Source organism: Geobacillus sp. FSL W8-0026 (genome assembly GCF_037966255.1).
GTDB classification, from domain to species: Bacteria; Bacillota; Bacilli; order Bacillales; family Anoxybacillaceae; genus Geobacillus; species Geobacillus icigianus.
Genome location: NZ_CP150194.1, coordinates 2,335,103 through 2,357,595, shown reverse-complemented (window position 1 = coordinate 2,357,595; position 22,493 = coordinate 2,335,103). Strand labels below are relative to the sequence as shown.

Sequence of the window (22,493 nt, the reverse complement as noted above, 5' to 3'; positions counted from 1 at the left end):
GATGGGCGATGATCGATGGAGTCAACCGCGTCGGGTTGGGAATGACCGCGGCCGTTTCCTCTCCGGTGAAACCGGCTGTGGCGCAAAAGCAGTTTGTCGCTTTTTTCAAAGAAGCGCTCAACCGAGTCAACGAGGCGCAACTTCAAGCGGATGAGCTGACGGAAAAGCTTGTTCGCGGGGAAAATGTCCAACTGCACGATGTGATGATCGCAGGGCAAAAGGCGAGCATCGCCCTGCAGCTGACGCTCGAAGTTCGCAATAAGGCGATTGAGGCCTATCAAGAAATGATGCGCATGCCATTGTAACGACCATGAACAGCATTACATATGGAAGCGGCCGTCATCACGGTGCGATGGCGGTGGGCAGCTCGATTATCGGGGGAATCGTATGAGAGACAAATGGAAAGAGTGGTGGGGCCGGGCTCGCGTGTTTTGGCAAGAACGGACGAAAAGACAAAAACGGCTCACGCTCGCCGTAGCGGCTGCTGTGCTCGCGGCTGCCGGCATCGCGATCTTTTTGGCGACGAGAACAGAAATGGTGCCGCTTTACAGCAACTTGACGCCGCAGGAAGCTGGGCAAATCAAGGCGACGCTCGATGAGCGTGGCGTGCCGGCTGAAGTGGTGGACGGCGGCACGACGATTCAAGTACCAAAAGAGCAAGTCGACGCCTTGAAAGTGGAGCTGGCCGCCGAAGGCATTCCGAACAGTGGAATGATCGACTATTCCTTTTTTGGCCAAAACGCGAGCTTCGGCATGACCGACAACGAGTTTAATATGGTGAAGTTAAAAGCGATGCAGACAGAGCTCGCCAACTTGATCAAAACGATCGATGGCGTGCAAGATGCGAAAGTGATGATTACGCTTCCGCAGCCGAGCGTATTCGTTTCTGATGAAAAAGGGGAAGCCTCGGCTTCGATCGTGCTGAAGACGAAGCCGGGCTACCGGTTTAGCGACGAGCAAATTCGCGCGCTCTATCACCTCGTCGCGAAAAGTGTTCCTAATCTCTCTACAGATAATATCGTCATTATGAATCAGTTTTTTGAGTATTTTGATTTGAAAAATGACGGCGAAAATTCGACAGGAACGACATTCGCTTCGCAGCAGCAAATCAAAAAACAAATCGAACGCGACATCCAGCGCCAAGTGCAGCAGCTGCTTGGCACGATGATGGGGCAGGATAAAGTCGTCGTTTCCGTGACAGCCGATGTCGATTTCACGCAAGAAAAGCGGGAAGAAAACTTAGTCGCCCCGGTCGATGAGAAAAACAATAAAGGCATTGCGGTCAGCGTCCAGCGCATCAAAGAAGCGTATTCGGGAAGCGGGGCGCGCCCGGGCGGCGCGGCCGGAACGGGCACGAACGAAGTGCCGGGCTATCAGTCCGCCAACGGCGATACAAACGGCGATTACGAGCGGACTGAGGAGACGGTCAACAACGAGGTCAACAGAATTAAAAAACAAATCGTGGAAAGTCCGTACAAAATCCGCGACTTAGGCATCCAAGTGATGGTGGAGCCGCCGAAGCCGAATGATCCGAATTCGCTGCCGCCGGAAACGGTCAATGACATTCAAAAGCTGCTAGGGACGATCGTGCGGACGTCGATCGACAAAGGCGAAGGGCAAACGCTCACCGATCAGGACATCAACAACCGCATCGTTGTGTCCGTACAAAAATTCAACGGCAAACCAACGTTTACAGAAACAGCGCCAGCAAGGCCGGCATGGTGGTGGTACGCCGCCGGCGGCGGAGCGCTCTTGCTGATCGCTTTGCTGTTGTTCTTCTGGCTGCGCCGCCGCGAGGACGAAGAGGAAGAGGAAGAGTTTCCGCTCGCTCCGTCGATGGCGGAGCCGGAGTTGCCGGAGCCGCCGGAGACGGAGTCGGTGATGCGCCGCCGGCAGCTTGAGCGTCTGGCGAAAGAAAAGCCGGACGAGTTTGCCAAACTATTAAAAACGTGGCTATCGGAAGAGTAGGAGGAACGGCGTATGGCAAAGCGTGAACGGAAAGGCGGGCTGACGGGCAGACAGAAGGCGGCCATCCTCCTCATTTCCCTTGGCCCGGACGTATCGGCCTCTGTTTATAAGCACTTATCCGAAGACGACATTGAAAAATTGACATTGGAAATTTCCAACGTCCGCCAAGTGACGGCCGACCAAAAAGAAGAAGTGCTCGAAGAGTTCCGTCAGCTCGCGGTAGCGCAAGATTACATCGCCCAAGGCGGCATCGCCTACGCGAAAGAAGTGCTGGAACGAGCGCTCGGCCCAGACAAAGCGATGAGCATCATCCATCGGCTGACATCGGCGCTGATGGTGCGTCCGTTTGACTTCGCCCGCAAAGCCGATCCGATGCAGCTGTTAAACTTCATCCAAAACGAGCATCCGCAAACGATCGCTCTCATTCTCTCCTATTTGGAGCCGGCTCAGGCCGGACAAATTTTGTCCGCGCTTCCGCAGGAAATGCAGGCCGATGTCGCCCGGCGCATCGCGCTGATGGACAGCACATCGCCTGAAATTATCAGCGAAGTCGAACAAATTTTGGAGCGGCGACTGTCGGCAACGTTCGTCCAAGACTACACGCAAGCTGGCGGAATCGAAGCGGTCGTCGAGGTGTTGAACCAAGTCGATCGAAGCACAGAGCGAACGATTTTGGATGCGTTGGAAATACAAGATCCGGAGTTGGCTGAGGAAATCAAAAAACGAATGTTTGTATTTGAAGATATCGTCACGCTTGACAACCGCGCCATCCAGCGCGTCATCCGCGAAGTCGACAACAACGACCTCATGCTGGCCTTGAAGGTGGCAAGCGAGGAAGTGAAAGACGTTGTCTTCCGCAACATGTCGGCGCGAATGGCAGAGACGTTCAAAGAAGAGATGGAATATATGGGACCGGTTCGGCTCCGGGATGTCGAGGAAGCCCAGTCGCGCATTGTTGGCATCATTCGCCGCCTTGAAGAGGCCGGTGAAATCGTCATCGCCCGCGGGGGAGGAGATGATATCATTGTCTAATGTGATTAAAGCGCCAACGGTGGCGGCGCGCGCAGGCAAAAAAATCATCGCCGTGCATCATCCGCTCGCCGTCGGTCTTTCGGAAATGGACGGCAGGCCCGAGGAAATGGAAGCGGTCGTTGCCGCTAGGGAAGAAGCGGCCGAGCTTCGCCGACAAACTGAGCAATATTGCCAGGCGATGCGCGAACAGCTCGCGCGCGAACAAGAGCAATGGCAGGCTGAAAAAGAGCGGCTCATGCAAGAAGCGCGCGCCCAAGGGTATGAAGACGGCTACGCAGCCGGGCACGCGGCGGCGCTCAGCGAGCATCGCGAATGGGTGGAACAGGCGCGGCGCGCGGCGGAGCGGGCGAACAGTGAGTTTTACGCCCGCATCGAAGCGACGGCGGAAACGATGCTCGAAGTGGCGCTAAAAGCGGCAGAACGCATTCTTGGCGCCGCGCTTGAGAACGATCGGAACGCGTTTTTACCGCTTGTTCTGCAAGCGTTGCAAGAAGTGCGGCGGCAGACGGAAGTGGCCGTTTACGTTCATCCGCATTGCTACGAAATGGTGACGGAACAGCAAGAGCGGCTGAAATCCGTTTTTCCGCAGCGCGTCGATTTGTTCATTTATCCCGATGATACGCTGCCGGAATACGGCTGCCTCGTTGAAACGCCGTTCGGGCGCATTGATGCAAGCGTCGATACCCAGCTGGAACGGCTGCGCGAGGCGCTTTTCCGGCGGTTGAAGGAGGAAACGTCCCCTGAACTGGCAGGCGCTTCTTGATGAAATGGCTGTGGCTGACTTGTATCGACGATTTGGTAAAATATCACGCGTCATCGGATTAATGACGGAATCGAAAGGACCGGAAAGTTCGATCGGCGACCTTTGCTACATTCATGAAGCGAGCGGCCGCCGCAAAATCCCCGCTGAAGTCGTCGGCTTTCATGAGCAGCACGTGTTGCTCATGCCGTTTTCCGCCATGACGCACATCGCCCCCGGCTGTCTCGTCGAAGCGGCTGGCAAACCGCTCGAAGTGCATGTCGGTGAGGCGCTGATCGGCACGGTTTTGGATCCGCTCGGCTACCCGCTTGACGGAAGCGCGCTGCCTTTAGGCGTAAAGCCCGTGTCGGTCGAGCGCGATCCACCCAATCCGCTCACCCGGCCGCCGATCGCCGAGCCGCTTGAAGTCGGAGTTCGCGTGATCGATAGTTTGCTTTCCGTCGGCAAAGGGCAACGGGTTGGAATTTTTGCCGGCTCCGGCGTCGGCAAAAGCACCTTGATGGGGATGATCGCCCGCCATACATCGGCTGATGTCAACGTCATTGCCCTGATCGGCGAGCGCGGCCGCGAAGTGCGTGAATTTTTGGAGCGCGATCTCGGTCCAGACGGCCTCGCTCGCTCGATTGTCGTCGTCGCTACGTCCGACCAGCCGGCGTTGATGCGCGTGAAGGGGGCCTATACGGCGACAGCGATCGCCGAATATTTCCGCGACCAAGGGGCCGATGTCATGCTCATGATGGACTCGGTCACTCGCGTCGCCATGGCGCAGCGGGAGATCGGGCTGGCCGTCGGCGAGCCTCCGACGACAAAAGGCTACACGCCATCCGTGTTCGCCCTGTTGCCCAAGCTGCTGGAACGGGCCGGAACAAACGCGTCCGGGACGATCACGGCCTTTTATACGGTGCTTGTCGACGGCGATGACATGAATGAACCGATCGCTGATGCGGTGCGCGGCATTTTGGACGGCCATCTTGTGCTCGAGCGCCAGCTGGCCAACAAAGGGCATTATCCGGCGATTAACGTGCTGAAAAGCGTCAGCCGCGTCATGCCCCACATCATCAGCGCCGAGCATCGCGAAGCAGCGAATCGGCTTCGTCGCCTTCTGTCCACTTATATGGATTCGGAAGATTTGATTCAAATTGGGGCGTACAAGCACGGATCATCCCGTGAAATTGATGAAGCGATTCAGTTTTACCCGCGCATTATGGCGTTTTGCCGCCAGGAGATCGACGAAAAAACGACTCGCGAGGAAAGCATTGAGGCGCTGTTCCGTCTGGTGTCGGCCGGGTGATGGAAACGTGCGCCATCTTCACGGGGGAAAGGGTGAACAAACGTGATGACGACGTTTCGGTTGCAAAAAATATGGGCGATGAAAGAAAAAGAAAAGCAAGCGGCGCTTGGGGAATACGAAGCGGCGGTGCGCAAGTTTGAACAGGCGGCCGAAACACTGTACCGGCTGCTGAAGGAAAAAGAACGAGGCGAAGCGGTCCGGGACGAACAGTTGCGAGCCGGCCTGTCCATCGGGGCCATCCGCCATATGTTGCACTATCTCGCCAACATGGAACGGACGATCGATCATTATCAGCTCGTCGTTATGCAGGCGCGCGAGCAGATGCAACGCCGGCAGCGGCGCTTGGTCGAGCTGAACATCGAAGCGAAAAAATATGAAAAAATGCATGAGCGCGCGCAACAATGGGCCAAGCAGCTCGAAAAAGAGGCGGAGCGCCGCTTCTTTGATGAAATGGCCATCCAGCGGTTTGCGCGCCAAGGAGAGTTGTAGATGGCGGGAAGCAACATCGAACAGGAACAACAGACGAGCCGCTGGCAATGGCTCTTGTTCGTCGTGATCATCCCAAGCGTGTTTGCCGCTTTCTTCCTTTTGTTGATTTTGAACGCCGCCGGTGTTGACGCGGCGAAAACGGCAGAGCAATGGGTCACGAACGTTCCGTTTGTTTCGGAATGGACCGATTGGAAGAAAAAGGAGAAAACGATCCGCGAGGCGATGGCCAAGCAACAAGAAACGATCGCACGGCAAAAGCGAACGATCGATGAGCAGCAAAACCAAATTCGCCAGCTCAAAAATGAACTGGCGGCCAAAGAAAAAGAGCTGGCGCGGTTGACAGCCCCCGCCGCCGAACCCGACAAGCCGGCGGCTTCCGCTGCGGAGGCTGCGTCTCCTTCCGTCGATGTCGCGAGTCTGTATGGCGCGATGTCAGACAAGCAGGCAGCGGCCGTTTTAACCGAGCTTTCCGAGAGCGAGGCGCTTGATGTGTTAAGCAAGATGGACCGCGACAAAGCGGCGGCGATTTTGGACAAAATGCCGGCGAAACAAGCAGCGAAGCTGTTGTCCTCGCTGAGCAAATTGACGATGGGAGAGGAGGCGGCCCAATGAATGTGACGTTGACAGCCCGTTCGCCGCAGGCCGTGGGCGATCAGTCCGCCCCGGCGCCGCTTAAAAAGGAAACCGGGCCCAGCGGGGCATTCGCACAATTGCTCGCACATAAACAGACCGAACCCTTCCCGGTGGAAACGGCGGTGGCGGAGCGGCCCCCTTTGCCGGAAAACAAAGCGGAACAACTTGAAAACAAAGTGGAACAACTTGAAAACAAAGCGGAACAAACCGATGGACAGGGCGGTTTCGAGTGGCTTTCCTTTTTTACTGGCCCGACGATCGGAATTTTTCCGGCGTTCCGTTGTTTACAAACCGGAGATGACCAAATGGTTGTCGCAAAAGAGGGGCAACTCATTTCTTCTCAGCCTGATCGCAAAGGCCAACGTTCATCCATTGACATCGGGGCGCTTGAGCTTGGGAGAGAGGGGAGAATGGCCGCGTATGAAGGGGGGCGCTTGACTGCGATCGTCGAACAGGCATCGAACCGCGATAGTAACCGTTTGTCGGCAGAGGGAGCGTCCTATGCTTGGTCATATAAGGCGAACCAAGGGGTTGCTCAGCAGCACGCTGAAATGACATCCATCCCTCTATCTTCTTTGGCGCTGGCGGGAGAACATGAACAACAAGCGCTCGGCTCGGTTCTCCCCGTTGATGTCAGCCCTACCGTCTCTGCTCACGAGCGGCTTTCGCTTCGCAGAGAGGACGGAGTGCGAACGGATGGACAGGCAGGATTTTCTGCCCATCCGACTTCTTGGTTCTCTCCGCCGCTCGGTTCAGACAGCCAGACGAGCCAAGCGGAAAATGGACATTCGGATTTTGTTGTTGACCAAGTCGCCCGCGCTTTGCGGCTGGGACGTTGGATGCGGCTCCCGGGCGGGGCGGCGCAGCTCGTCATCCGTCTTCATCCCGAGCATCTTGGCACAGTGACGGTGAAAATGACGCACGAGGGCGGGAAGCTGACCGCTAAGCTGCTCGTCGCCAACGATGCGGTGAAAGAGTTGCTTCACGCTCATCTGCCGCAGCTCACCCAGCTGCTTGATGCGAGCCAGATCACGGTTGAAAAGTGGACGGTTTGGACCGATTGGGAGGGCTCTTCGTTGCCGCCGCAGTCCGAGGGGCGTCAAGGCGGCCGCCAACATAATGAATCGCGGCGGGAACAAAAGCGGGAATCATCGCCTTCTTCCTCGTTTGCATTAGACGGGGTGGAGGCGGATGAATAGGAGGATGAAAAATGACAACAAACGCCATTGATTCGAATTTGTGGCTGGCTAACGCCGCTCAGCCGGAGTCGAAAACGGGAAATCGCATGTTAGGGAAAGACGATTTTTTAAAAATTTTGCTCGCCCAGTTGCAAAACCAAGATCCTCTCAATCCGCTGGAAGATAAAGATTTTATTTCACAAATGGCGAATTTTTCTTCGCTTGAGCAAATGATGAATATTGCCAATTTAATGCAACAATGGATGCAAACGAGCCACCGCGATATGCTTTTGCGCTATAGTGAATGGATCGGCAAAACGGTTTCTTGGCTGGATGGTAGCGACGTCAAACAAGCGGTTGTTCAATCTGTCCAACAAAAGGACGGACAGGTGGTTTTAGGGCTTGAAAATGGTGCGATGATCGCGGCCGATCAGGTTATCAAAGTCGAACAAACATCGTAAAGGGGAGAGAAATCGATGCTTCGTTCCATGTATTCGGGCATTGGTGCCATGCGCAATTTCCAGACGAAACTGGATGTGATCGGAAACAATATTGCCAATGTCAACACATACGGCTTTAAAAAAGGAAGAACGATTTTTAAAGATTTAATGAGTCAAACGATCTCCGGGGCGAGCGCTCCAGGCGCTGGCCGCGGCGGAACGAATCCAAAACAGGTGGGGCTTGGCGCCCAGCTGGCCGCCATTGACACCGTTCATACCCAAGGAAGCTTGCAAACAACGGGTCGGGTGCTTGATTTGGCCATTTCCGGCGACGGATTTTTCGTCATCGGCGATTCGTCCGGAAACAATCGTCTGTATACGAGAGCAGGAAACTTCTATCTTGATTCACAAGGCTATATTGTGAATGCGGATGGCCAATATCTGCTTGGGACGGGAGGGCGTACGATCAAAATTCCTGCCGACGCTAAAAACATCAGCATTGGCTCGGATGGAATGGTGAACTATGTTGATGCCAACGGCGCATTACAACAAGCGGGACAAATTCAATTGGCGAAATTCGTTAATAACGATGCATTAGAAAAAGTAGGGAACAACTTGTTCCGTGACACAGCCAACTCCGGCCAGCCGACAACAGGGACGCCCGGTACGGGGGGAACCGGAACGATTGTCTCCGGATCGCTGGAAATGTCCAATGTGGATTTAGCGGAAGAATTTACGGAGATGATTGTTGCCCAGCGCGGTTTCCAAGCGAACACGCGCATCATTACCACCTCGGATGAAATTTTGCAAGAGCTCGTGAACTTGAAAAAATAGAATAGGAGGTAGGGCGTGAGCGGCTTTCTCTCGCCCGCTTTTGCCGATGATTTCATTGACGAAGCTCAACGGCAAACGGTTTACGCTCAATGCGCTGTACATTGAACAAGTCGAAGCGTTTCCCGACACGACCGTAACGTTGACAAACGGTAAAAAATTCGTCGTCCGCGAAACGGTTGAGCAAGTGACGGCGCTCGCAAGCGAATTTTATCGGCAAATCGGCATGTTTCGCTTATCGGGAGCAGGAGGATTGGACAGTGAAAGGGAATAAGGCAATGAAACTGATGATTGTTTTGTTGGCGGTCATCGCCTTGGCCGGCACAGCGGTGCTGATGGCGGTGACGAAGATGGGGAATGCCAAAGAGCAGGAGGCGCCGAGCGCTGACGAACTGGCGGAAAGCTCGATCGACATTCCGGAGATGACAACGAATTTAGCCGATGGCCGCTATATTAAAATCGCATTTAAAATCCAAACGGATAGTGACAAAGCGCGGGCAGAGGCGGAGAAGCGCGATTTTCAAATTAAGGATGTGATCATTGAACAACTGGCGGAAATGAAAGCGGCCGACTTTAAAGGAAAAGAAGGAATGGCGGCATTAAAAGAACGGCTGAAGCGCGACATCAATGGGTTGATGCAGGAAGGGAAAGTAGAGAATGTCTACATCACTTCCTTTATCCTCCAATAGCCTGCCGACTAAAGGGGGGAAGGTGAGATGACAGCCGGGGAAGTATTGTCACAAAGCGAAATTGACGCGCTGTTGGCCGCGCTTTCCACCGGGGAAATGAGCGCGGAAGAATTGAAAAAAGAAGAAGAAGGACGGCGCGTCAAAGCGTACGACTTCCGGCGGGCGCTTCGGTTTTCGAAAGACCAGATTCGCAGTTTGACGCGCATTCACGAAAACTTCGCTCGCCTGTTGACGACGTTTTTTTCCGCCCAGCTGCGCACGTATGTGCAAATTTCGGTCGCTTCGGCCGATCAGATCCCATACGAAGAGTTCGTCCGCTCCATTCCGAAGATGACGGTGATCAACGTCTTCGAGGTGCCGCCGCTGAATGGCCACGTGCTTTTGGAAGTCAACCCGAATATCGCCTATGCCATGTTGGATCGGGTGATGGGCGGACGCGGCGTTGGCATGGACAAAGTGGATCAGCTGACGGAGATCGAAACGCGCATCATGTCCAATTTGTTTGACAAAGCATTCGTCCATTGGCGTGATGCATGGGAGTCGGTGGCTGAGGTCGATCCGCTGTTTGTCGATTTTGAAGTCAATCCGCAGTTTTTGCGCATGATTGCGCCGAATGACACCGTTGTCGTCATTTCGCTCAACACGCAAGTTGGTGAAGCGCGCGGCATGATGAACGTTTGCATTCCGCACGTCGTGCTCGAGCCGATCATGCCGCGGCTGTCGGTGCATTATTGGATGCAGGCGCAAACAAGGGATCGTTCCCCCGAGGAAGCGAAACAGTTGGAACAGCGCGTCCGTGCGGCCAAGCTGCCGATCATTGCCGAGCTCGGCACCGCGTCCATTACGATCAACGAATTTCTTCAGCTCGAGGTCGGCGATGTGATCCAACTTGAGCAGTCCATCCATGAACCGCTGGTCGTCAAAATCGGCCATATCCCGAAATTTATCGGCCAGCCCGGCAAGCGGAACAAAAAGCTGGCGGTGCAAATTTTAGCGATGAGCGAGGGGGACGGAGACAGCCATGATGAATGATGGAATGCTTTCACAAGATGAAATCGATGCGTTGTTGCGCGGAATGGGCAACAGTGAAGGGATCCCGGCGCTTCATGACATCTTTTCTCCACTAGAACAGGACGCTATTGGGGAAATAGGCAATATTTCCTTTGGCAGTTCGGCCACCGCGCTGTCAATGCTCTTGAATCAAAAGGTGGAAATCACGACGCCGAACGTGTCCGTAATTGAACGGTCGAAAATCGCCGATGAATTCCCCCATCCGTATGTCGCCATTCAAGTCAACTACACGGACGGGTTTCTCGGAACGAATTTGCTCGTCATCGAGCAGCATGATGCGGCGGTGATCGCCGATTTAATGCTGGGCGGCGACGGAACGGCGGTGAATGATGAGCTTGGCGAGATTCAATTGAGCGCGGTTCAAGAAGCGATGAACCAAATGATGGGGTCGGCAGCAACATCGATGTCGACGGTTTTTGGCAAGCGAGTGGACATTTCTCCGCCGACGCTTCATCTTCTTGATTTGTCCGAAGGAAAAGGGCTGGAGTATTTGCCGGATGAGGAGTTTTTTATTAAAGTGTCCTTCCGGTTGAAGGTCGGTGAGTTGATCGACTCCAACATTATGCAGCTGTTGCCGGTGGATTTCGCCAAGGAATTGGTTGGCTTGTTGCTTGGGCCTCCTTCCGAGCCGAAAGATGTGGAAGAGCGGACGGAGTCGGCGCACGCGCGCGCCATGCCCGCTGATGGGCCCGATCCTGCTCCGACGCCGGCGAATGCGGGGGGAGCGATGGTTTCCCAGCCCGCCGGCCGACCGGGACAAGCTTCGACCGAGCGCGTGAAGGAAGCGGACGTTCGGCCTGTCCAAACCGCCGATTTTGCTGAATTTGACGCTCCGTCGTTAGCGGCTGCTGAGACGCGCAATTTGGAACTGCTGTTTGATGTTCCGCTGCAAGTGACGGTGGAGCTCGGGCGGACGAAACGTTCCGTGCAAGAGATTTTGCAGCTGTCAACGGGGTCCATTATTGAATTGGACAAACTGGCCGGGGAGCCGGTTGATATTTTTGTCAACAATAAGCTGATTGCCAAAGGCGAAGTCGTCGTCATCGACGAAAACTTTGGTGTGCGCATCACCGATATTATGAGCCAAAGCGATCGGTTAAAACGGCTAAAATAACAGGCATGCAGGAGGTAGGAATCATGGCAAGAGTGCTTGTCGTTGATGATGCAGCGTTTATGCGCATGATGATCAAAGACATTTTGACGAAAAACGGCCACGAGGTGGTCGCGGAAGCAGCTGACGGGCGGCAGGCGGTCGAAAAGTACAAAGAGACGCGCCCCGACATCGTGACGATGGACATTACGATGCCGGAGATGGACGGGATCGCCGCGCTCAAAGAGATCAAAAAAATCGACAGCAACGCCAAAGTCATTATGTGCTCCGCAATGGGGCAGCAAGCGATGGTCATTGACGCCATTCAAGCTGGAGCGAAAGATTTCGTCGTCAAGCCGTTCCAAGCTGACCGCGTCATTGAAGCGATCAACAAAACGATCGGGTAGGCGGCCAACGGTGAACATCGTGCCCATGAAGTGGTGGACGGCTGTCGTGATGGCGGCGGCGATCGTGCTTGGCGGAATGCCGGCGGCGGCCGCGCAAAATCCGACGGTCGCCGATTGTCTCAAGCATCCGGACGCGTGCGGACCGGACGTTCCGGCTCGGGGATCGGAGACAGCGCCCGCTCCCGCAGCGGATGCCGTTTCCGCCTCCGATGTGCTCCGTTTGATCGGAGCGACCGCTTTTGTTCTCCTGCTTCTTTATGCGCTCTTGAAATGGCTTGGCCGCCGCCAGCAGTTGTTGTCGAACTCCAAAGGTGTCATCGAGCATCTGGGCGGAACGAGCGTCGGGGCGAACCGTTCCGTTCAGTTGGTGAAAGTTGGGCGCCGGTTGCTTGTCATCGGCGTTGCCGACTCCATTCAACTGCTTCGAGAGATCGAGGATGAGGAGGAAATCAGCGAGCTGCTGGCTCAACACCGCAATCGGGTGGAACGAATGACGGAATTTGGCCGGTTTGGCGTCCGCCTTCGCGAACAGTGGATGGCCAAAATGAAGGGGGAAACCAACTCCTCCCGGCCGTTTTCGGCGCTGTTGACTGAGGAGATGAAGCGAATGGCTGAAAAGCGGAACGAATGGCTCAAGCGCGTGAAAGAGAAAGGGACGGGCGGCGATGAATGAATTCGTCCATATGTTTCAGTCGATGGCTCCCGAACACGTCTCGACATCGGTGAAGCTGCTGCTGTTGCTAACGGTTTTGTCGATTGCTCCCGGCATTTTAATCATGATGACTTGTTTTACGCGCATCGTCATTGTGCTGTCGTTCGTGCGCACGGCGCTCGGGACGCAACAAATGCCGCCGAACCAAGTGCTCGTCGGGCTCGCCTTGTTTTTAACCTTTTTCATTATGGCGCCGACATGGAAAGAAATCAACGACCAGGCGCTACAGCCGCTGTTCAATGACCAAATCAACTTGGATGAGGCGTACGAGCGGGCCGCCGTTCCGCTGAAGCAATTTATGAGCGAGCATACAAGGCAGAAAGATTTGGCGCTGTTTTTGTCTTACAGTGGCGCCAAGCAGCCGAAAACGGTCCGCGACATTCCTTTGTCTGCGCTTGTGCCGGCGTTTGCGATCAGCGAATTGAAGACGGCGTTTCAAATGGGATTTATGCTTTTCATTCCGTTTCTCGTCATCGATATGATTGTCGCGAGCGTCCTCATGTCGATGGGGATGATGATGCTGCCGCCGGTGATGATTTCGCTGCCGTTTAAAATTTTATTGTTTGTTCTCGTCGATGGATGGCATTTAGTCATCAAATCATTGCTGCAAAGTTTTCAATAAAAGAATTGGGTGGCGTGGATGAGTGCGGATTTGATCATTCGCCTTGCTGAACAAGGGATTTATATGACGTTGGTCGTCTGCGGGCCGCTGTTGCTGTTGTCGCTTGTCATCGGGCTTGTCGTCAGCGTGTTTCAGGCCGCGACGCAAATCCAGGAGCAGACGCTCGCCTTTGTGCCGAAAATTGTCGCCGTTTTGCTTGGGTTTGTGTTTTTTGGCCCGTGGATGCTCTCGAAAATGGTGTCGTATGCGCACGATATTTTGAACAATCTTGCTTCATTTATAGGCTGATCGGCAATGGAACAACTATGGACTTATTTTCCGGCGTTTTTGCTCGTCTTTGTGCGCACCGCTTCGTTCTTTGCGGCGCTGCCGCTCTTTTCGTACCGGGCGGTGCCGAATGCTTACAAAATCGGCTTGGCGTTTTTTTTCAGCTGGCTCGTTTTTTGGGCGCTGCCCAAATCACCGGTGGCGCTTGACGGCGTTTACGTGTTGCTCGTCTTGAAAGAGGCGCTCATCGGCTTAGGGCTCGGGCTGTTGGCGGCGATCATCATGGCCGCGGTGCAAATCGCCGGCGGGCTGATCGATTTTCAAATCGGGTTTGCCATCGCCAATGTGATCGATCCGCAAACGGGGGCGCAAAGCCCGCTGCTCGGCCAATACCTTCATTCGTTGGCGTTGCTCTTGTTGCTTTCGCTCGACGGCCACCATTTGTTGCTTGACGGCCTCTTTTCCAGCTACCACTGGCTGCCGCTTGATCAGTGGCCGCATGTGGCCGATGGACGGGCAGCGGACTATATGGTGCGCTTGTTCGCAGCGATGTTCGCCGCCGCGCTGCAAATGGCCGCCCCGCTCGTCGGTTCGCTCTTTTTGGTCGATGTGGCGCTTGGCCTAGTCGCCCGCGCGGTGCCGCAAATGAACATTTTTGCTGTCGGTTTTTCTGTCAAGACAGCGGCGGCGTTTTTGCTGTTGACGGCGGTGATTGGCACGATGCTGCTTTCTGCGCGCGGACTGTTCCAGCTCATGTTTTCTTCGCTGCGCGGCTTCATGCAGCTGTTGGGGGGCTCGTAAGATGAGCGAATGGCGGCTTGATTTGCAGTTTTTTGCTGGTGAAAAAACAGAAAAAGCGACGCCGCGCAAACGGCAGGAAGTGCGCGACAAAGGTCAGGTGGCTAAAAGCGCCGATTTAGTTGCGGCCGCTGTGCTGCTCGGCGCGCTTCTCGCCCTGTTCCTAGCCGGAGGATACGAGCGCGACGGGTTGCTTCGCCTGTTTGCCCGCGCGTTGACCGATTACGCCACGACACCGCTGACGATCGATTCGCTTCACCTTCTGTTTCTTGACTGGCTTCGCCACGGGGCCTTGCTGTTGGCACCCATCTTTGCCGCGGCGGTGTTTGCCGCCTGGCTTGCCAACTTTTTGCAAGTCGGCGCCCTTTTTACCGTCGAACCGCTGAAAATGGACTGGAATCGGCTCAACCCGGTGCAAGGGGTGAAGCGGCTCGTTTCGTTGCGCGCGGTCGTGGAGATGGTAAAATCGGTATTAAAGGCGGGCGTGATCGGCGCCGTCGTGTTCGCCGTGCTGTTGGCGGAAAAAAGCAAGCTGTTGGCGCTTGCATCGCAGCCGGTCGCCGGCGCGCTTGCCGAAATCGGCAGCTTGACCGTGAAAATGGGGTTGTATGCCGCTATGGCGCTCTTGTTTTTGTCATTGTTTGATTACTTGTACCAACGATTTGAATTTGAAAAAAACATTCGCATGTCCAAGCAAGACATCAAAGACGAGTATAAAAAGACGGAAGGCGACCCGCTCATCAAATCGCGCATCAAGCAAAAACAGCGCGAGATGGCCATGCGGCGGATGATGCAGGAAGTGCCCAAAGCGGATGTCGTCATCACCAACCCGACGCATTACGCCGTTGCCCTCCAGTATGAAGATGGCAAGATGGAAGCGCCGGTCGTCGTGGCGAAAGGAGCGGACTATATGGCGCTGAAAATCAAGGAAGTGGCGAAAGCCCACGGCGTGGTGACCGTGGAGAATCGTCCGCTGGCGCAGGCGCTCTACCGCCAGACGGAAGTCGGCGACATGATTCCGGAGGCGTTTTTTCAGGCAGTGGCGGAAATTTTGGCATACGTCTATCGGCTGAAGCGAATGTAGCATCAGGGAGAGAAGGGAATGCAAGCGCAAATCAAAGACTTGTCGGTGTTATTTCTTGTCGTGCTCATCGTCGCCATGCTCGTCATCCCGCTGCCGACGTGGCTGTTGAGCGTATTGATCATCATCAATATTTCTCTTGCTTTGCTTGTGCTGCTGACGGCGATGAACACGAAGGAGCCGTTGGAGTTTTCCGTCTTCCCGTCTTTGCTGCTCGTGTTGACGTTGTTTCGGTTAGGGCTGAACGTGTCGACGACGCGTTCGATTTTAAGCACAGGGAAGGCGGGCGGCGTCGTCGAGACGTTCGGGACGTTTGTCGTCGGCGGCGATGTCGTCGTTGGATTTGTCGTGTTTTTGATTTTGGTCATTATTCAGTTTATCGTCATCACGAAAGGGGCGGAGCGCGTCTCTGAAGTGGCGGCCCGCTTCACGCTCGACGCCTTGCCGGGCAAGCAGATGAGCATTGACGCTGATTTAAACGCCGGCATGATCTCGGAGCAAGAGGCGCGCAGGCGGCGGGAAAAAGTCGCGCGCGAGGCCGATTTTTACGGGGCGATGGACGGAGCAAGCAAATTTGTCAAAGGGGATGCCATCGCCGGCATCATTATCGTCGTCATTAACATGCTGTTTGGCATGGTGATTGGCGTTGTCGAGCAAGGGATGGAGATGGCCGAGGCGGCGAAGCGTTATACGCTTTTGACGGTCGGCGACGGCATTGTGAGCCAAATTCCGGCGCTGCTCATTTCGACCGCCACCGGCATCATTGTCACCCGGGCGGCGTCAGACAGCAATTTAAGCGGCGATATTATGCGCCAGCTGTTCGCTTTTCCGAAAATGCTGTATGTGACGGCGGGAACGATTTTTCTGCTCGGTTTGTTTACGCCCATCAACGACGTCTTGACGATGTCGGTGGCCGGTCTGTTGGCGTTGGGCGGCTATCGGTTTATGGAGCAGCAAAAGCAGAGTGAGGCGCTGGCTGTTCCGCCTGAAGAGGAGGCGGCCGCTGCCGACGAATTGAAAAGCCCGGAAAGCGTCGTTCAGCTGCTGCACGTTGACCCGATCGAATTTGAGTTCGGCTATGCGCTTATTCCGCTTGCCGATGCCAATCAAGGCGGCGATCTGCTTGACCGGATCGTCATGATCCGCCGTCAGCTCGCGCTTGAGCTCGGCATCGTCATTCCGGTTGTGCGCATTCGCGACAACATTCAGCTTCAGCCGAATGAGTATCGAATCAAAGTAAAAGGAGAGGAGGTGGCGCGCGGCGAGCTGCTGCTGGATCATTATTTGGCGATGAGCCCCGGTGTTGATGACGATTCCGTCGATGGCATTGAAACGGTCGATCCGGCGTTCGGTCTCCCTGCCAAATGGATTTCCGAGGCGGTCAAAGACCAAGCGGAGATGCTCGGCTACACGGTCGTCGATCCGCCGTCGGTCGTCTCCACGCATTTGACGGAAGTGCTGAAAGCTCATGCCCACGAACTGCTTGGGCGCCAGGAGACAAAACAGCTGATCGATCATTTGAAAGAGTCGCATCCGGTGCTTGTCGATGAGGTGACGCCGAATCCGCTGTCGGTGGGCGATATTCAAAAAGTGCTGGCCAAGCTGGTAAAAGAGAAGGTATCGATTCGCAATTTGCCGCTCATTTTTGAGGCGCTCGCCGATTTTGCCCGCCTGACGACCGATGCCGATTTGTTGGCGGAATATGCCCGCCAAGCGCTCGCGCGGCAAATTACGAAACAGTATGCCGTGCCGGGTGAACCGCTGCGCGTCATCACGCTGTCCGGAAAAGTGGAAAAGATGATTGCCGACGCCGTGCAGCAAACGGAGCATGGCCGCTATTTGGCGCTCGATCCAGCCCGGATGCAGGCGGTGGTGGACGCGGTCGCCCGCGCGCTCGACCGCTATCCGTTTTCCGGACAAACGCCGATATTGCTTTGCTCCCCCGCGGTGCGCATGTACGTCCGCCAGCTGACCGAACGCACTTTTCCGGCTGTTCCGGTGCTGTCATACAACGAACTGGAAGCGGACGTTGAAGTCCAAAGCGTAGGGATGGTGGAAGTGGAATGAAAGTGAAAAAATTTATCGCCCCGTCCATGAACGAAGCGATGAAACAAGTGCGCGCTGAGCTGGGACGCGACGCGGTCATTTTGCGGTCAAAAGAGATCCAAACGGGCGGTTTGTTCGGGCTGTTCGCCAAAAAAAAGGTGGAAGTGCTGGCCGGCGTTGATCCGGATCCGCTGCCGCGGCGCCAGCCGGAGACGGCCTTGTTCGAGCGGCCGCCGGCGACCGCGCCGGAAAAAGAGGACCGATCGTTTGCCGATGAGCTGGAGGAACTGAGACGGTTCATCGGTCAGCTGAGTGAACGGCGGCTTGCGCCGGCTTACCCTCCGCCGCTTGCGGCCATTGAACAGCGCCTGATCGACCAAGGGCTGGCCGATAGCTACATTCGCGAAGTGATGGAGCGCTTGCTGGAACGGTGGTATGCCAATCCAAGCGGGCGTTCGTCCGCGGCGGCCGCCGGTTGGGCGAAAGAGGCGGTGCGCAGCTTATTGTCTTCGCTTCCGTTTGCCGGGGCGGCGCAAGCGAAAAAGTATTGGATTTTGCTCGGCCCGACCGGGGTGGGAAAAACGACAACGCTCGCCAAAATCGCGGGGCGCGCTGTGCTGGAACAAGGAAAGACGGTTGGGTTTATCACGACCGATACGTATCGCATCGCCGCCATTGACCAGCTGAAAACGTATGCGCATATTTTGGACGCCCCGTTGGCAGTATGTTATAACGGCGAAGAGTTTCGGGAGGCGAAACGAAAACTGGCCCATTGCGATCTTGTGTTTGTCGATACGGCTGGCCGCAACTTCCGCGATCCGCAATATATCGATGAGCTGCAGCAAACGCTGGAATTCGACAGTGAAACGGAAACGCTTCTCGTGTTCGCCGCCACCGGCAAGTATGAAGACATGAAGGCGATTTACAGCCGCTTTTCCCGCCTTCCCATTGACCGGTTGATTGTGACGAAGCTCGATGAAACCGATTCGTTTGGCGCGATCGTCAACGTGCTGCTCGACAGCCGCCTTGGTGCCGCCTATTTTACGAATGGGCAAAACGTCCCGGACGACATGGTGGACGCGTCCGCTGAGCGGCTTGTTCATTTGTTGTTGGGAGCGGAGGGCGCATGAGCGATCAAGCGGAGCCGCTTCGCCGCGGGCTGCGCCGCCGACAATGGGCGCCAGAGCCGCGGACGATCGCTGTCACGAGCGGAAAAGGCGGGGTTGGCAAATCGAACGTGTCTCTCAATTTTTCGCTGTCGCTTTCTCAGCTGGGCGCACGCGTGCTGCTATTGGACATGGACATCGGGATGGGCAATATTGATATTTTGCTCGGCCAATCGCCTTCGCTGACGCTCGCCGATTGGGTTTCCGAGCGGATGCCGCTCGCGGAGCTGGTGAAAAGCGGCCCGGAGCAGCTTTCGTATATCGCCGGGGGGACGGGGGCGATGCAGTGGCTTTCCATTGACGCTGCCGGCATCGATGAGTTTTTGGCCGAACTGCAAACCGTCGCCTCCTCGTACGATTATCTTCTGTTTGATATGGGAGCGGGCGCTTCCAAAGAACAGCTGTATTTTTTGCGCTCGGTCGATGAGGTGTTCGTTGTCACCACGCCGGAGCCGACAGCCATGACGGATGCGTACGCCATGATGAAATATATGCACGGATCCAGCTGCCAAGCGCCGTTTTCCGTCATCGTCAACCGCGCCGCTAAGGAGTGGGAAGGGCACGAGGTGTTCGGACGGCTGAAGCACGCTGCCGACCGTTTTTTCAATAAAGACATTTCCTTGCTCGGCATCGTTCCCGAAGACCGGGCGGTTGCCCGCGCCGTCGCCAGCCAGACGCCGTTTTTGCTGCTCGAACCGGAAGCGAAGGCCAGCCGGGCCGTGCGTCAGATGGCGCACCGCTATGCGCCGGGCGGAAAAAGGGAGGAGGAACCGGCCGGGCGGGCTTCCCGCTTTTTTGCGAAGCTGCGCCAACTTTTGCTAGAAAGGTAGAGAAACGATGAAACCAATCAAGGTGCTTGTCGTCGACGACTCCGCGTTTATGCGTAAATGCATCAGCGATTTTTTGGCCGAACATCCGCGGCTTGAAGTTGTTGGAACGGCTCGCAACGGCCAGGAGGCGCTCGCCAAAATCGCTTCCCTTTCTCCTGATGTCGTGACGTTAGATGTTGAAATGCCGGTCATGAACGGGCTCGACACGTTACAGCAGATCATGCGCGACCGTCCGTTGCCGGTTGTGATGGTGTCGAGCATGACGACCGAAGGAGCGGCGGCGGCCATCGCCGCCATGCAGCATGGGGCGGTTGATGTGATCGCCAAGCCTTCTGGGCCGATTTCCCTTGATTTGTACAAGATCAAAGAAGAGCTGATACGAAAAGTGCTCCATGCAAGCGAAGTGAATATCCACGCCCTTGTCGCCCAACGCCGCGTCCCGGTGCGGCACCGTTTCTCCGCTCAAACGGCGGGGGTGCAGAAGGCGGTTGTGGCCATCGGCACCTCGACAGGCGGACCGCGCGCCCTTGAGGTGGTGCTGACGCAGCTGCCGCCGGATTTAGCGGCCCCGGTTCTCGTCGTCCAACATATGCCAAAAGGATTTACGAAATCGTTAGCGGACCGGCTCAACGCGCTTGCAACCATGACGGTGAAAGAAGCGGAGGAGGGGGAACGGCTGCAAAACGGTACCGCTTATATCGCTCCGGCCGGTGTCCATCTCGTCGTTTGTAAGGAAAACGGCGCGCTCCAAGCTCGCTTGGACGAGTCGCCGCCGCGCGCCGGCCATCGTCCGGCCGTTGACGTATTGTTTGAATCGCTTGCCACCATTGACGACGTCCGCAAAGTGGCGGTGGTCATGACGGGAATGGGGATGGATGGGACGGCAGGGCTGAAAAAGCTGAAAGAAAGCGGCAATGTTAAGGCGATTGCCGAAGCGCGTGAGACGGCGGTCGTGTACGGGATGCCGCGAGCGGCGATCGAAGCCGGCGTCATCGATGTCATCGCCCCGCTTGCCGATATCGCCGCCGCCATCGTTCAATCGATCGGGGAATGAGGGGGAACACGGCATGGATATGAGTCAATATTTGGATCTTTTCATTGACGAAAGCAAGGATCATTTGCAAACGATCAACGAACGGCTGCTCGAACTGGAAAAGAGTCCGGATGATGTCGCCATTGTGAATGAAATTTTCCGCGCTGCCCATACGCTAAAAGGCATGTCCGCGACGATGGGGTTTGAAGATTTGGCCAATTTGACGCACCAAATGGAGAACGTGTTGGACGGCCTCCGCAATCACCGGTTTTCGGTGACGCCGGAGCTGCTCGATGTGATTTTTGAGGCGGTCGACCATTTAGAAGCGATGATCGTTTCCATTGCTGAGGGGGGCGACGGGAAGCGTGATGTGAGCGAGACGGTCAGCCGGTTGCGTCAAATCGAGCGAGGGGAGACGCCGGAGGGGCCGACCGGCGGCGGGGCCCCGTCTTCGGAGCATGCCTACGGGGAGTTTGAGTATCACGTCCTCCAGCAGGCGCAGGAACAAGGATTTTCTGTCTATGAAATTCGCGTTCGGCTTCGCCAAGACTGCTTGCTGAAAGCAGCGCGCGTCTATATGGTGTTTGAGCGCCTGAATGAAGCCGGAGAAATTGTCAAATCGACGCCTTCTGTTGACTTGCTTGAAGAAGAGCAATTTGATCAAGAGTTTCTTGTCACGGTTGTGTCGAAAGTGCCGGCTGATGAGCTGCAAAAGCAGTTGATGAGCATTTCCGAAGTTGAACAAGTGGAGATTGCGGCGGCAACGGTCGGAGAGCGGACGGAAGCGGCGGGAGAGAAAGCGGCGCCGGAGCCGCTTGGCGTAGCCGCGGCGGAACAGGCGGCCGCGCAAGCCGAAGCGGAAGCGCCGGAAAAAACGCCGGCGAAGCAGGCGGCGAAAACGATTCGCGTCAACATTGAACGGCTTGACCGGCTGATGAATTTGTTCGAAGAATTGGTGGTGGACCGCGGTCGGCTTGAGCAAATTTCCCGCGACTTGAATCACGCCGAATTGACGGAGACGGTGGAACGCATGTCCCGTATTTCGAGCGATTTGCAAACGATCATTTTGAACATGCGCATGGTGCCGGTCGAAACCGTGTTCAATCGCTTTCCGCGCATGGTGCGCCAACTCGCCCGCGACCTTGGCAAAAAGGTGCGGCTTGAGGTCATTGGCGCAGAGACCGAGCTCGATCGGACCGTCATTGATGAAATCGGTGATCCGCTTGTTCATTTGATTCGCAATGCGCTCGATCACGGCATTGAAGCGCCCGATGTTCGGATGGCGCACGGGAAGCCGGAGGAAGGGCTCGTTCAATTGCGCGCCTACCATAGCGGCAACCACGTTTTCATTGAAATCGAGGATGATGGCGCCGGTATTTCCCGGGAGAAAGTGCTGCAAAAAGCGATCAAACGCGGCATCGTTTCGCCGGAAGCGGCGGCCCAGCTCACCGACCAGCAAATTTACGGGTTGATTTTCGCCCCGGGCTTCTCCACGGCGGAGCAAGTTTCCGATATTTCGGGGCGTGGCGTCGGGCTCGATGTCGTCAAAAGCACGATTGAATCGCTCGGAGGCGCCGTCACCGTCGATTCAGAGCCGGGAAAAGGATCGCTGTTTTCGATTCAGCTGCCGCTGACGCTGTCGATTATTTCGGTGCTGCTCGTCCAAATCGCCGAGGAAACGTATGCCATTCCGCTGTCTTCGATCATCGAAACGGCGCTCGTGAAAAAAGAAGAGATTTTCTCCACCCATAATCAACCGGTCATTGATTTTCGCGGCAAAATCGTCCCGCTCGTCCGGCTGAAAGAGGTGTTTGACGTCCCGCGCGCCTCCGATGACGGTGAGGCGGTGGCGGCTGTCATTGTCCGCAAAGGAGAAAAACTGGCGGCCCTAGCCGTGGATTCGTTTATCGGCCAGCAGGAAGTCGTGTTGAAATCGCTCGGAAACTATTTATCGTCGGTGTTCGCCATCTCGGGGGCGACGATTTTGGGCGACGGCCGAGTGGCGCTCATCATCGATTGCAACGCGCTTGTGAAATAAAGCGGCGTAAAGAGCAAACGC

Annotated in this window: 25 protein-coding genes; all 25 read left to right on the top strand. The window is 55.8% G+C overall.

Annotated elements, in window-relative coordinates:
- Nucleotides 1-8 precede the first annotated feature (8 nt).
- Complete coding sequence (fliE, locus tag NST29_RS11765) at nt 9-305, top strand: flagellar hook-basal body complex protein FliE (RefSeq protein WP_061912716.1); 297 nt, start codon at nt 9-11, stop codon at nt 303-305.
- Nucleotides 306-387: 82 nt separating this feature from the next.
- Nucleotides 388-1,968 (top strand): flagellar basal-body MS-ring/collar protein FliF, encoded by a 1,581-nt coding sequence (fliF, locus tag NST29_RS11760; RefSeq protein ID WP_339232177.1) that lies wholly within the window; start codon nt 388-390, stop codon nt 1,966-1,968.
- A gap of 12 nt (nt 1,969-1,980) precedes the next feature.
- Nucleotides 1,981-3,000, top strand: coding sequence for a flagellar motor switch protein FliG (fliG, locus tag NST29_RS11755; protein WP_033023007.1), 1,020 nt, complete (start codon nt 1,981-1,983; stop codon nt 2,998-3,000).
- On the top strand, nt 2,984-3,763 hold the full coding sequence (gene fliH / locus NST29_RS11750) for a flagellar assembly protein FliH (protein WP_061912718.1): 780 nt from the start codon (nt 2,984-2,986) through the stop codon (nt 3,761-3,763). The genes fliG and fliH overlap by 17 nt, the downstream gene beginning before the upstream one ends.
- Before the next feature lie 4 nt (nt 3,764-3,767).
- Nucleotides 3,768-5,051, top strand: a complete 1,284-nt coding sequence (gene fliI, locus NST29_RS11745) for a flagellar protein export ATPase FliI (protein WP_339232176.1) — start codon at nt 3,768-3,770, stop codon at nt 5,049-5,051.
- 42 nt (nt 5,052-5,093) lie between these two features.
- Nucleotides 5,094-5,540 (top strand): flagellar export protein FliJ, encoded by a 447-nt coding sequence (fliJ, locus tag NST29_RS11740; protein WP_108209767.1) that lies wholly within the window; start codon nt 5,094-5,096, stop codon nt 5,538-5,540.
- Entirely contained in the window at nt 5,541-6,152 is a 612-nt protein-coding gene (locus NST29_RS11735) for an MgtE protein (protein WP_033023010.1), read from the top strand.
- A complete protein-coding gene (locus NST29_RS11730; RefSeq protein WP_231559813.1) occupies nt 6,149-7,372 on the top strand; it encodes a flagellar hook-length control protein FliK in 1,224 nt (407 codons plus the stop codon). The genes NST29_RS11735 and NST29_RS11730 overlap by 4 nt, the downstream gene beginning before the upstream one ends.
- An 11-nt stretch (nt 7,373-7,383) precedes the next feature.
- Entirely contained in the window at nt 7,384-7,812 is a 429-nt protein-coding gene (gene flgD, locus NST29_RS11725; RefSeq protein ID WP_033023011.1) for a flagellar hook assembly protein FlgD, read from the top strand.
- Nucleotides 7,813-7,827: 15 nt separating this feature from the next.
- A complete protein-coding gene (gene flgG / locus NST29_RS11720; RefSeq protein ID WP_033023013.1) occupies nt 7,828-8,625 on the top strand; it encodes a flagellar basal body rod protein FlgG in 798 nt (265 codons plus the stop codon).
- Nucleotides 8,626-8,671: 46 nt separating this feature from the next.
- Entirely contained in the window at nt 8,672-8,896 is a 225-nt protein-coding gene (locus tag NST29_RS11715) for a flagellar FlbD family protein (protein ID WP_033023261.1), read from the top strand.
- Nucleotides 8,883-9,311, top strand: coding sequence for a flagellar basal body-associated protein FliL (gene fliL, locus NST29_RS11710; RefSeq protein WP_033023014.1), 429 nt, complete (start codon nt 8,883-8,885; stop codon nt 9,309-9,311). The genes NST29_RS11715 and fliL overlap by 14 nt, the downstream gene beginning before the upstream one ends.
- A gap of 27 nt (nt 9,312-9,338) precedes the next feature.
- A complete protein-coding gene (gene fliM, locus NST29_RS11705) occupies nt 9,339-10,343 on the top strand; it encodes a flagellar motor switch protein FliM (RefSeq protein WP_033023020.1) in 1,005 nt (334 codons plus the stop codon).
- Nucleotides 10,333-11,496, top strand: coding sequence for a flagellar motor switch phosphatase FliY (gene fliY, locus NST29_RS11700; RefSeq protein ID WP_339232173.1), 1,164 nt, complete (start codon nt 10,333-10,335; stop codon nt 11,494-11,496). Before fliM ends, fliY begins: the two co-directional genes overlap by 11 nt.
- A 23-nt stretch (nt 11,497-11,519) precedes the next feature.
- Nucleotides 11,520-11,879 (top strand): response regulator, encoded by a 360-nt coding sequence (locus NST29_RS11695; protein WP_033023025.1) that lies wholly within the window; start codon nt 11,520-11,522, stop codon nt 11,877-11,879.
- Nucleotides 11,880-11,898: 19 nt separating this feature from the next.
- Nucleotides 11,899-12,552, top strand: coding sequence for a flagella biosynthesis regulatory protein FliZ (fliZ, locus tag NST29_RS11690; RefSeq protein ID WP_051962812.1), 654 nt, complete (start codon nt 11,899-11,901; stop codon nt 12,550-12,552).
- Complete coding sequence (fliP, locus tag NST29_RS11685; protein WP_033023027.1) at nt 12,545-13,213, top strand: flagellar type III secretion system pore protein FliP; 669 nt, start codon at nt 12,545-12,547, stop codon at nt 13,211-13,213. Before fliZ ends, fliP begins: the two co-directional genes overlap by 8 nt.
- Before the next feature lie 18 nt (nt 13,214-13,231).
- Nucleotides 13,232-13,501, top strand: a complete 270-nt coding sequence (fliQ, locus tag NST29_RS11680; protein WP_033023029.1) for a flagellar biosynthesis protein FliQ — start codon at nt 13,232-13,234, stop codon at nt 13,499-13,501.
- A 6-nt stretch (nt 13,502-13,507) separates the two neighbouring features.
- Complete coding sequence (gene fliR / locus NST29_RS11675; protein WP_033023031.1) at nt 13,508-14,281, top strand: flagellar biosynthetic protein FliR; 774 nt, start codon at nt 13,508-13,510, stop codon at nt 14,279-14,281.
- Between the two features lies 1 nt (nt 14,282).
- Nucleotides 14,283-15,362: a flagellar biosynthesis protein FlhB gene (gene flhB / locus NST29_RS11670; protein WP_033023032.1), complete on the top strand. Its 1,080-nt coding sequence runs from the start codon at nt 14,283-14,285 to the stop codon at nt 15,360-15,362.
- Between the two features lie 18 nt (nt 15,363-15,380).
- Nucleotides 15,381-17,426, top strand: coding sequence for a flagellar biosynthesis protein FlhA (gene flhA / locus NST29_RS11665; protein ID WP_339232171.1), 2,046 nt, complete (start codon nt 15,381-15,383; stop codon nt 17,424-17,426).
- Nucleotides 17,423-18,535, top strand: coding sequence for a flagellar biosynthesis protein FlhF (gene flhF, locus NST29_RS11660; RefSeq protein WP_033023049.1), 1,113 nt, complete (start codon nt 17,423-17,425; stop codon nt 18,533-18,535). Before flhA ends, flhF begins: the two co-directional genes overlap by 4 nt.
- On the top strand, nt 18,532-19,401 hold the full coding sequence (locus NST29_RS11655) for a MinD/ParA family protein (RefSeq protein ID WP_339232169.1): 870 nt from the start codon (nt 18,532-18,534) through the stop codon (nt 19,399-19,401). Before flhF ends, NST29_RS11655 begins: the two co-directional genes overlap by 4 nt.
- A gap of 7 nt (nt 19,402-19,408) precedes the next feature.
- Entirely contained in the window at nt 19,409-20,455 is a 1,047-nt protein-coding gene (locus NST29_RS11650) for a chemotaxis response regulator protein-glutamate methylesterase (RefSeq protein ID WP_033023052.1), read from the top strand.
- A 13-nt stretch (nt 20,456-20,468) separates the two neighbouring features.
- Nucleotides 20,469-22,472, top strand: coding sequence for a chemotaxis protein CheA (locus tag NST29_RS11645; protein ID WP_033023053.1), 2,004 nt, complete (start codon nt 20,469-20,471; stop codon nt 22,470-22,472).
- Nucleotides 22,473-22,493: the final 21 nt, after the last annotated feature.

Coding starts and splice junctions, on each gene's coding strand:
- fliE (WP_061912716.1), top strand. CDS start 9: ATGATCGATGGAGTCAACCGCGTCGGGTTGGGAATGACCGCGGCCGTT.
- fliF (WP_339232177.1), top strand. CDS start 388: ATGAGAGACAAATGGAAAGAGTGGTGGGGCCGGGCTCGCGTGTTTTGG.
- fliG (WP_033023007.1), top strand. CDS start 1,981: ATGGCAAAGCGTGAACGGAAAGGCGGGCTGACGGGCAGACAGAAGGCG.
- fliH (WP_061912718.1), top strand. CDS start 2,984: ATGATATCATTGTCTAATGTGATTAAAGCGCCAACGGTGGCGGCGCGC.
- fliI (WP_339232176.1), top strand. CDS start 3,768: ATGGCTGTGGCTGACTTGTATCGACGATTTGGTAAAATATCACGCGTC.
- NST29_RS11735 (WP_033023010.1), top strand. CDS start 5,541: ATGGCGGGAAGCAACATCGAACAGGAACAACAGACGAGCCGCTGGCAA.
- NST29_RS11730 (WP_231559813.1), top strand. CDS start 6,149: ATGAATGTGACGTTGACAGCCCGTTCGCCGCAGGCCGTGGGCGATCAG.
- flgD (WP_033023011.1), top strand. CDS start 7,384: ATGACAACAAACGCCATTGATTCGAATTTGTGGCTGGCTAACGCCGCT.
- flgG (WP_033023013.1), top strand. CDS start 7,828: ATGCTTCGTTCCATGTATTCGGGCATTGGTGCCATGCGCAATTTCCAG.
- NST29_RS11715 (WP_033023261.1), top strand. CDS start 8,672: ATGATTTCATTGACGAAGCTCAACGGCAAACGGTTTACGCTCAATGCG.
- fliM (WP_033023020.1), top strand. CDS start 9,339: ATGACAGCCGGGGAAGTATTGTCACAAAGCGAAATTGACGCGCTGTTG.
- fliY (WP_339232173.1), top strand. CDS start 10,333: ATGATGAATGATGGAATGCTTTCACAAGATGAAATCGATGCGTTGTTG.
- NST29_RS11695 (WP_033023025.1), top strand. CDS start 11,520: ATGGCAAGAGTGCTTGTCGTTGATGATGCAGCGTTTATGCGCATGATG.
- fliP (WP_033023027.1), top strand. CDS start 12,545: ATGAATGAATTCGTCCATATGTTTCAGTCGATGGCTCCCGAACACGTC.
- fliQ (WP_033023029.1), top strand. CDS start 13,232: ATGAGTGCGGATTTGATCATTCGCCTTGCTGAACAAGGGATTTATATG.
- fliR (WP_033023031.1), top strand. CDS start 13,508: ATGGAACAACTATGGACTTATTTTCCGGCGTTTTTGCTCGTCTTTGTG.
- flhB (WP_033023032.1), top strand. CDS start 14,283: ATGAGCGAATGGCGGCTTGATTTGCAGTTTTTTGCTGGTGAAAAAACA.
- flhA (WP_339232171.1), top strand. CDS start 15,381: ATGCAAGCGCAAATCAAAGACTTGTCGGTGTTATTTCTTGTCGTGCTC.
- flhF (WP_033023049.1), top strand. CDS start 17,423: ATGAAAGTGAAAAAATTTATCGCCCCGTCCATGAACGAAGCGATGAAA.
- NST29_RS11655 (WP_339232169.1), top strand. CDS start 18,532: ATGAGCGATCAAGCGGAGCCGCTTCGCCGCGGGCTGCGCCGCCGACAA.
- NST29_RS11650 (WP_033023052.1), top strand. CDS start 19,409: ATGAAACCAATCAAGGTGCTTGTCGTCGACGACTCCGCGTTTATGCGT.
- NST29_RS11645 (WP_033023053.1), top strand. CDS start 20,469: ATGGATATGAGTCAATATTTGGATCTTTTCATTGACGAAAGCAAGGAT.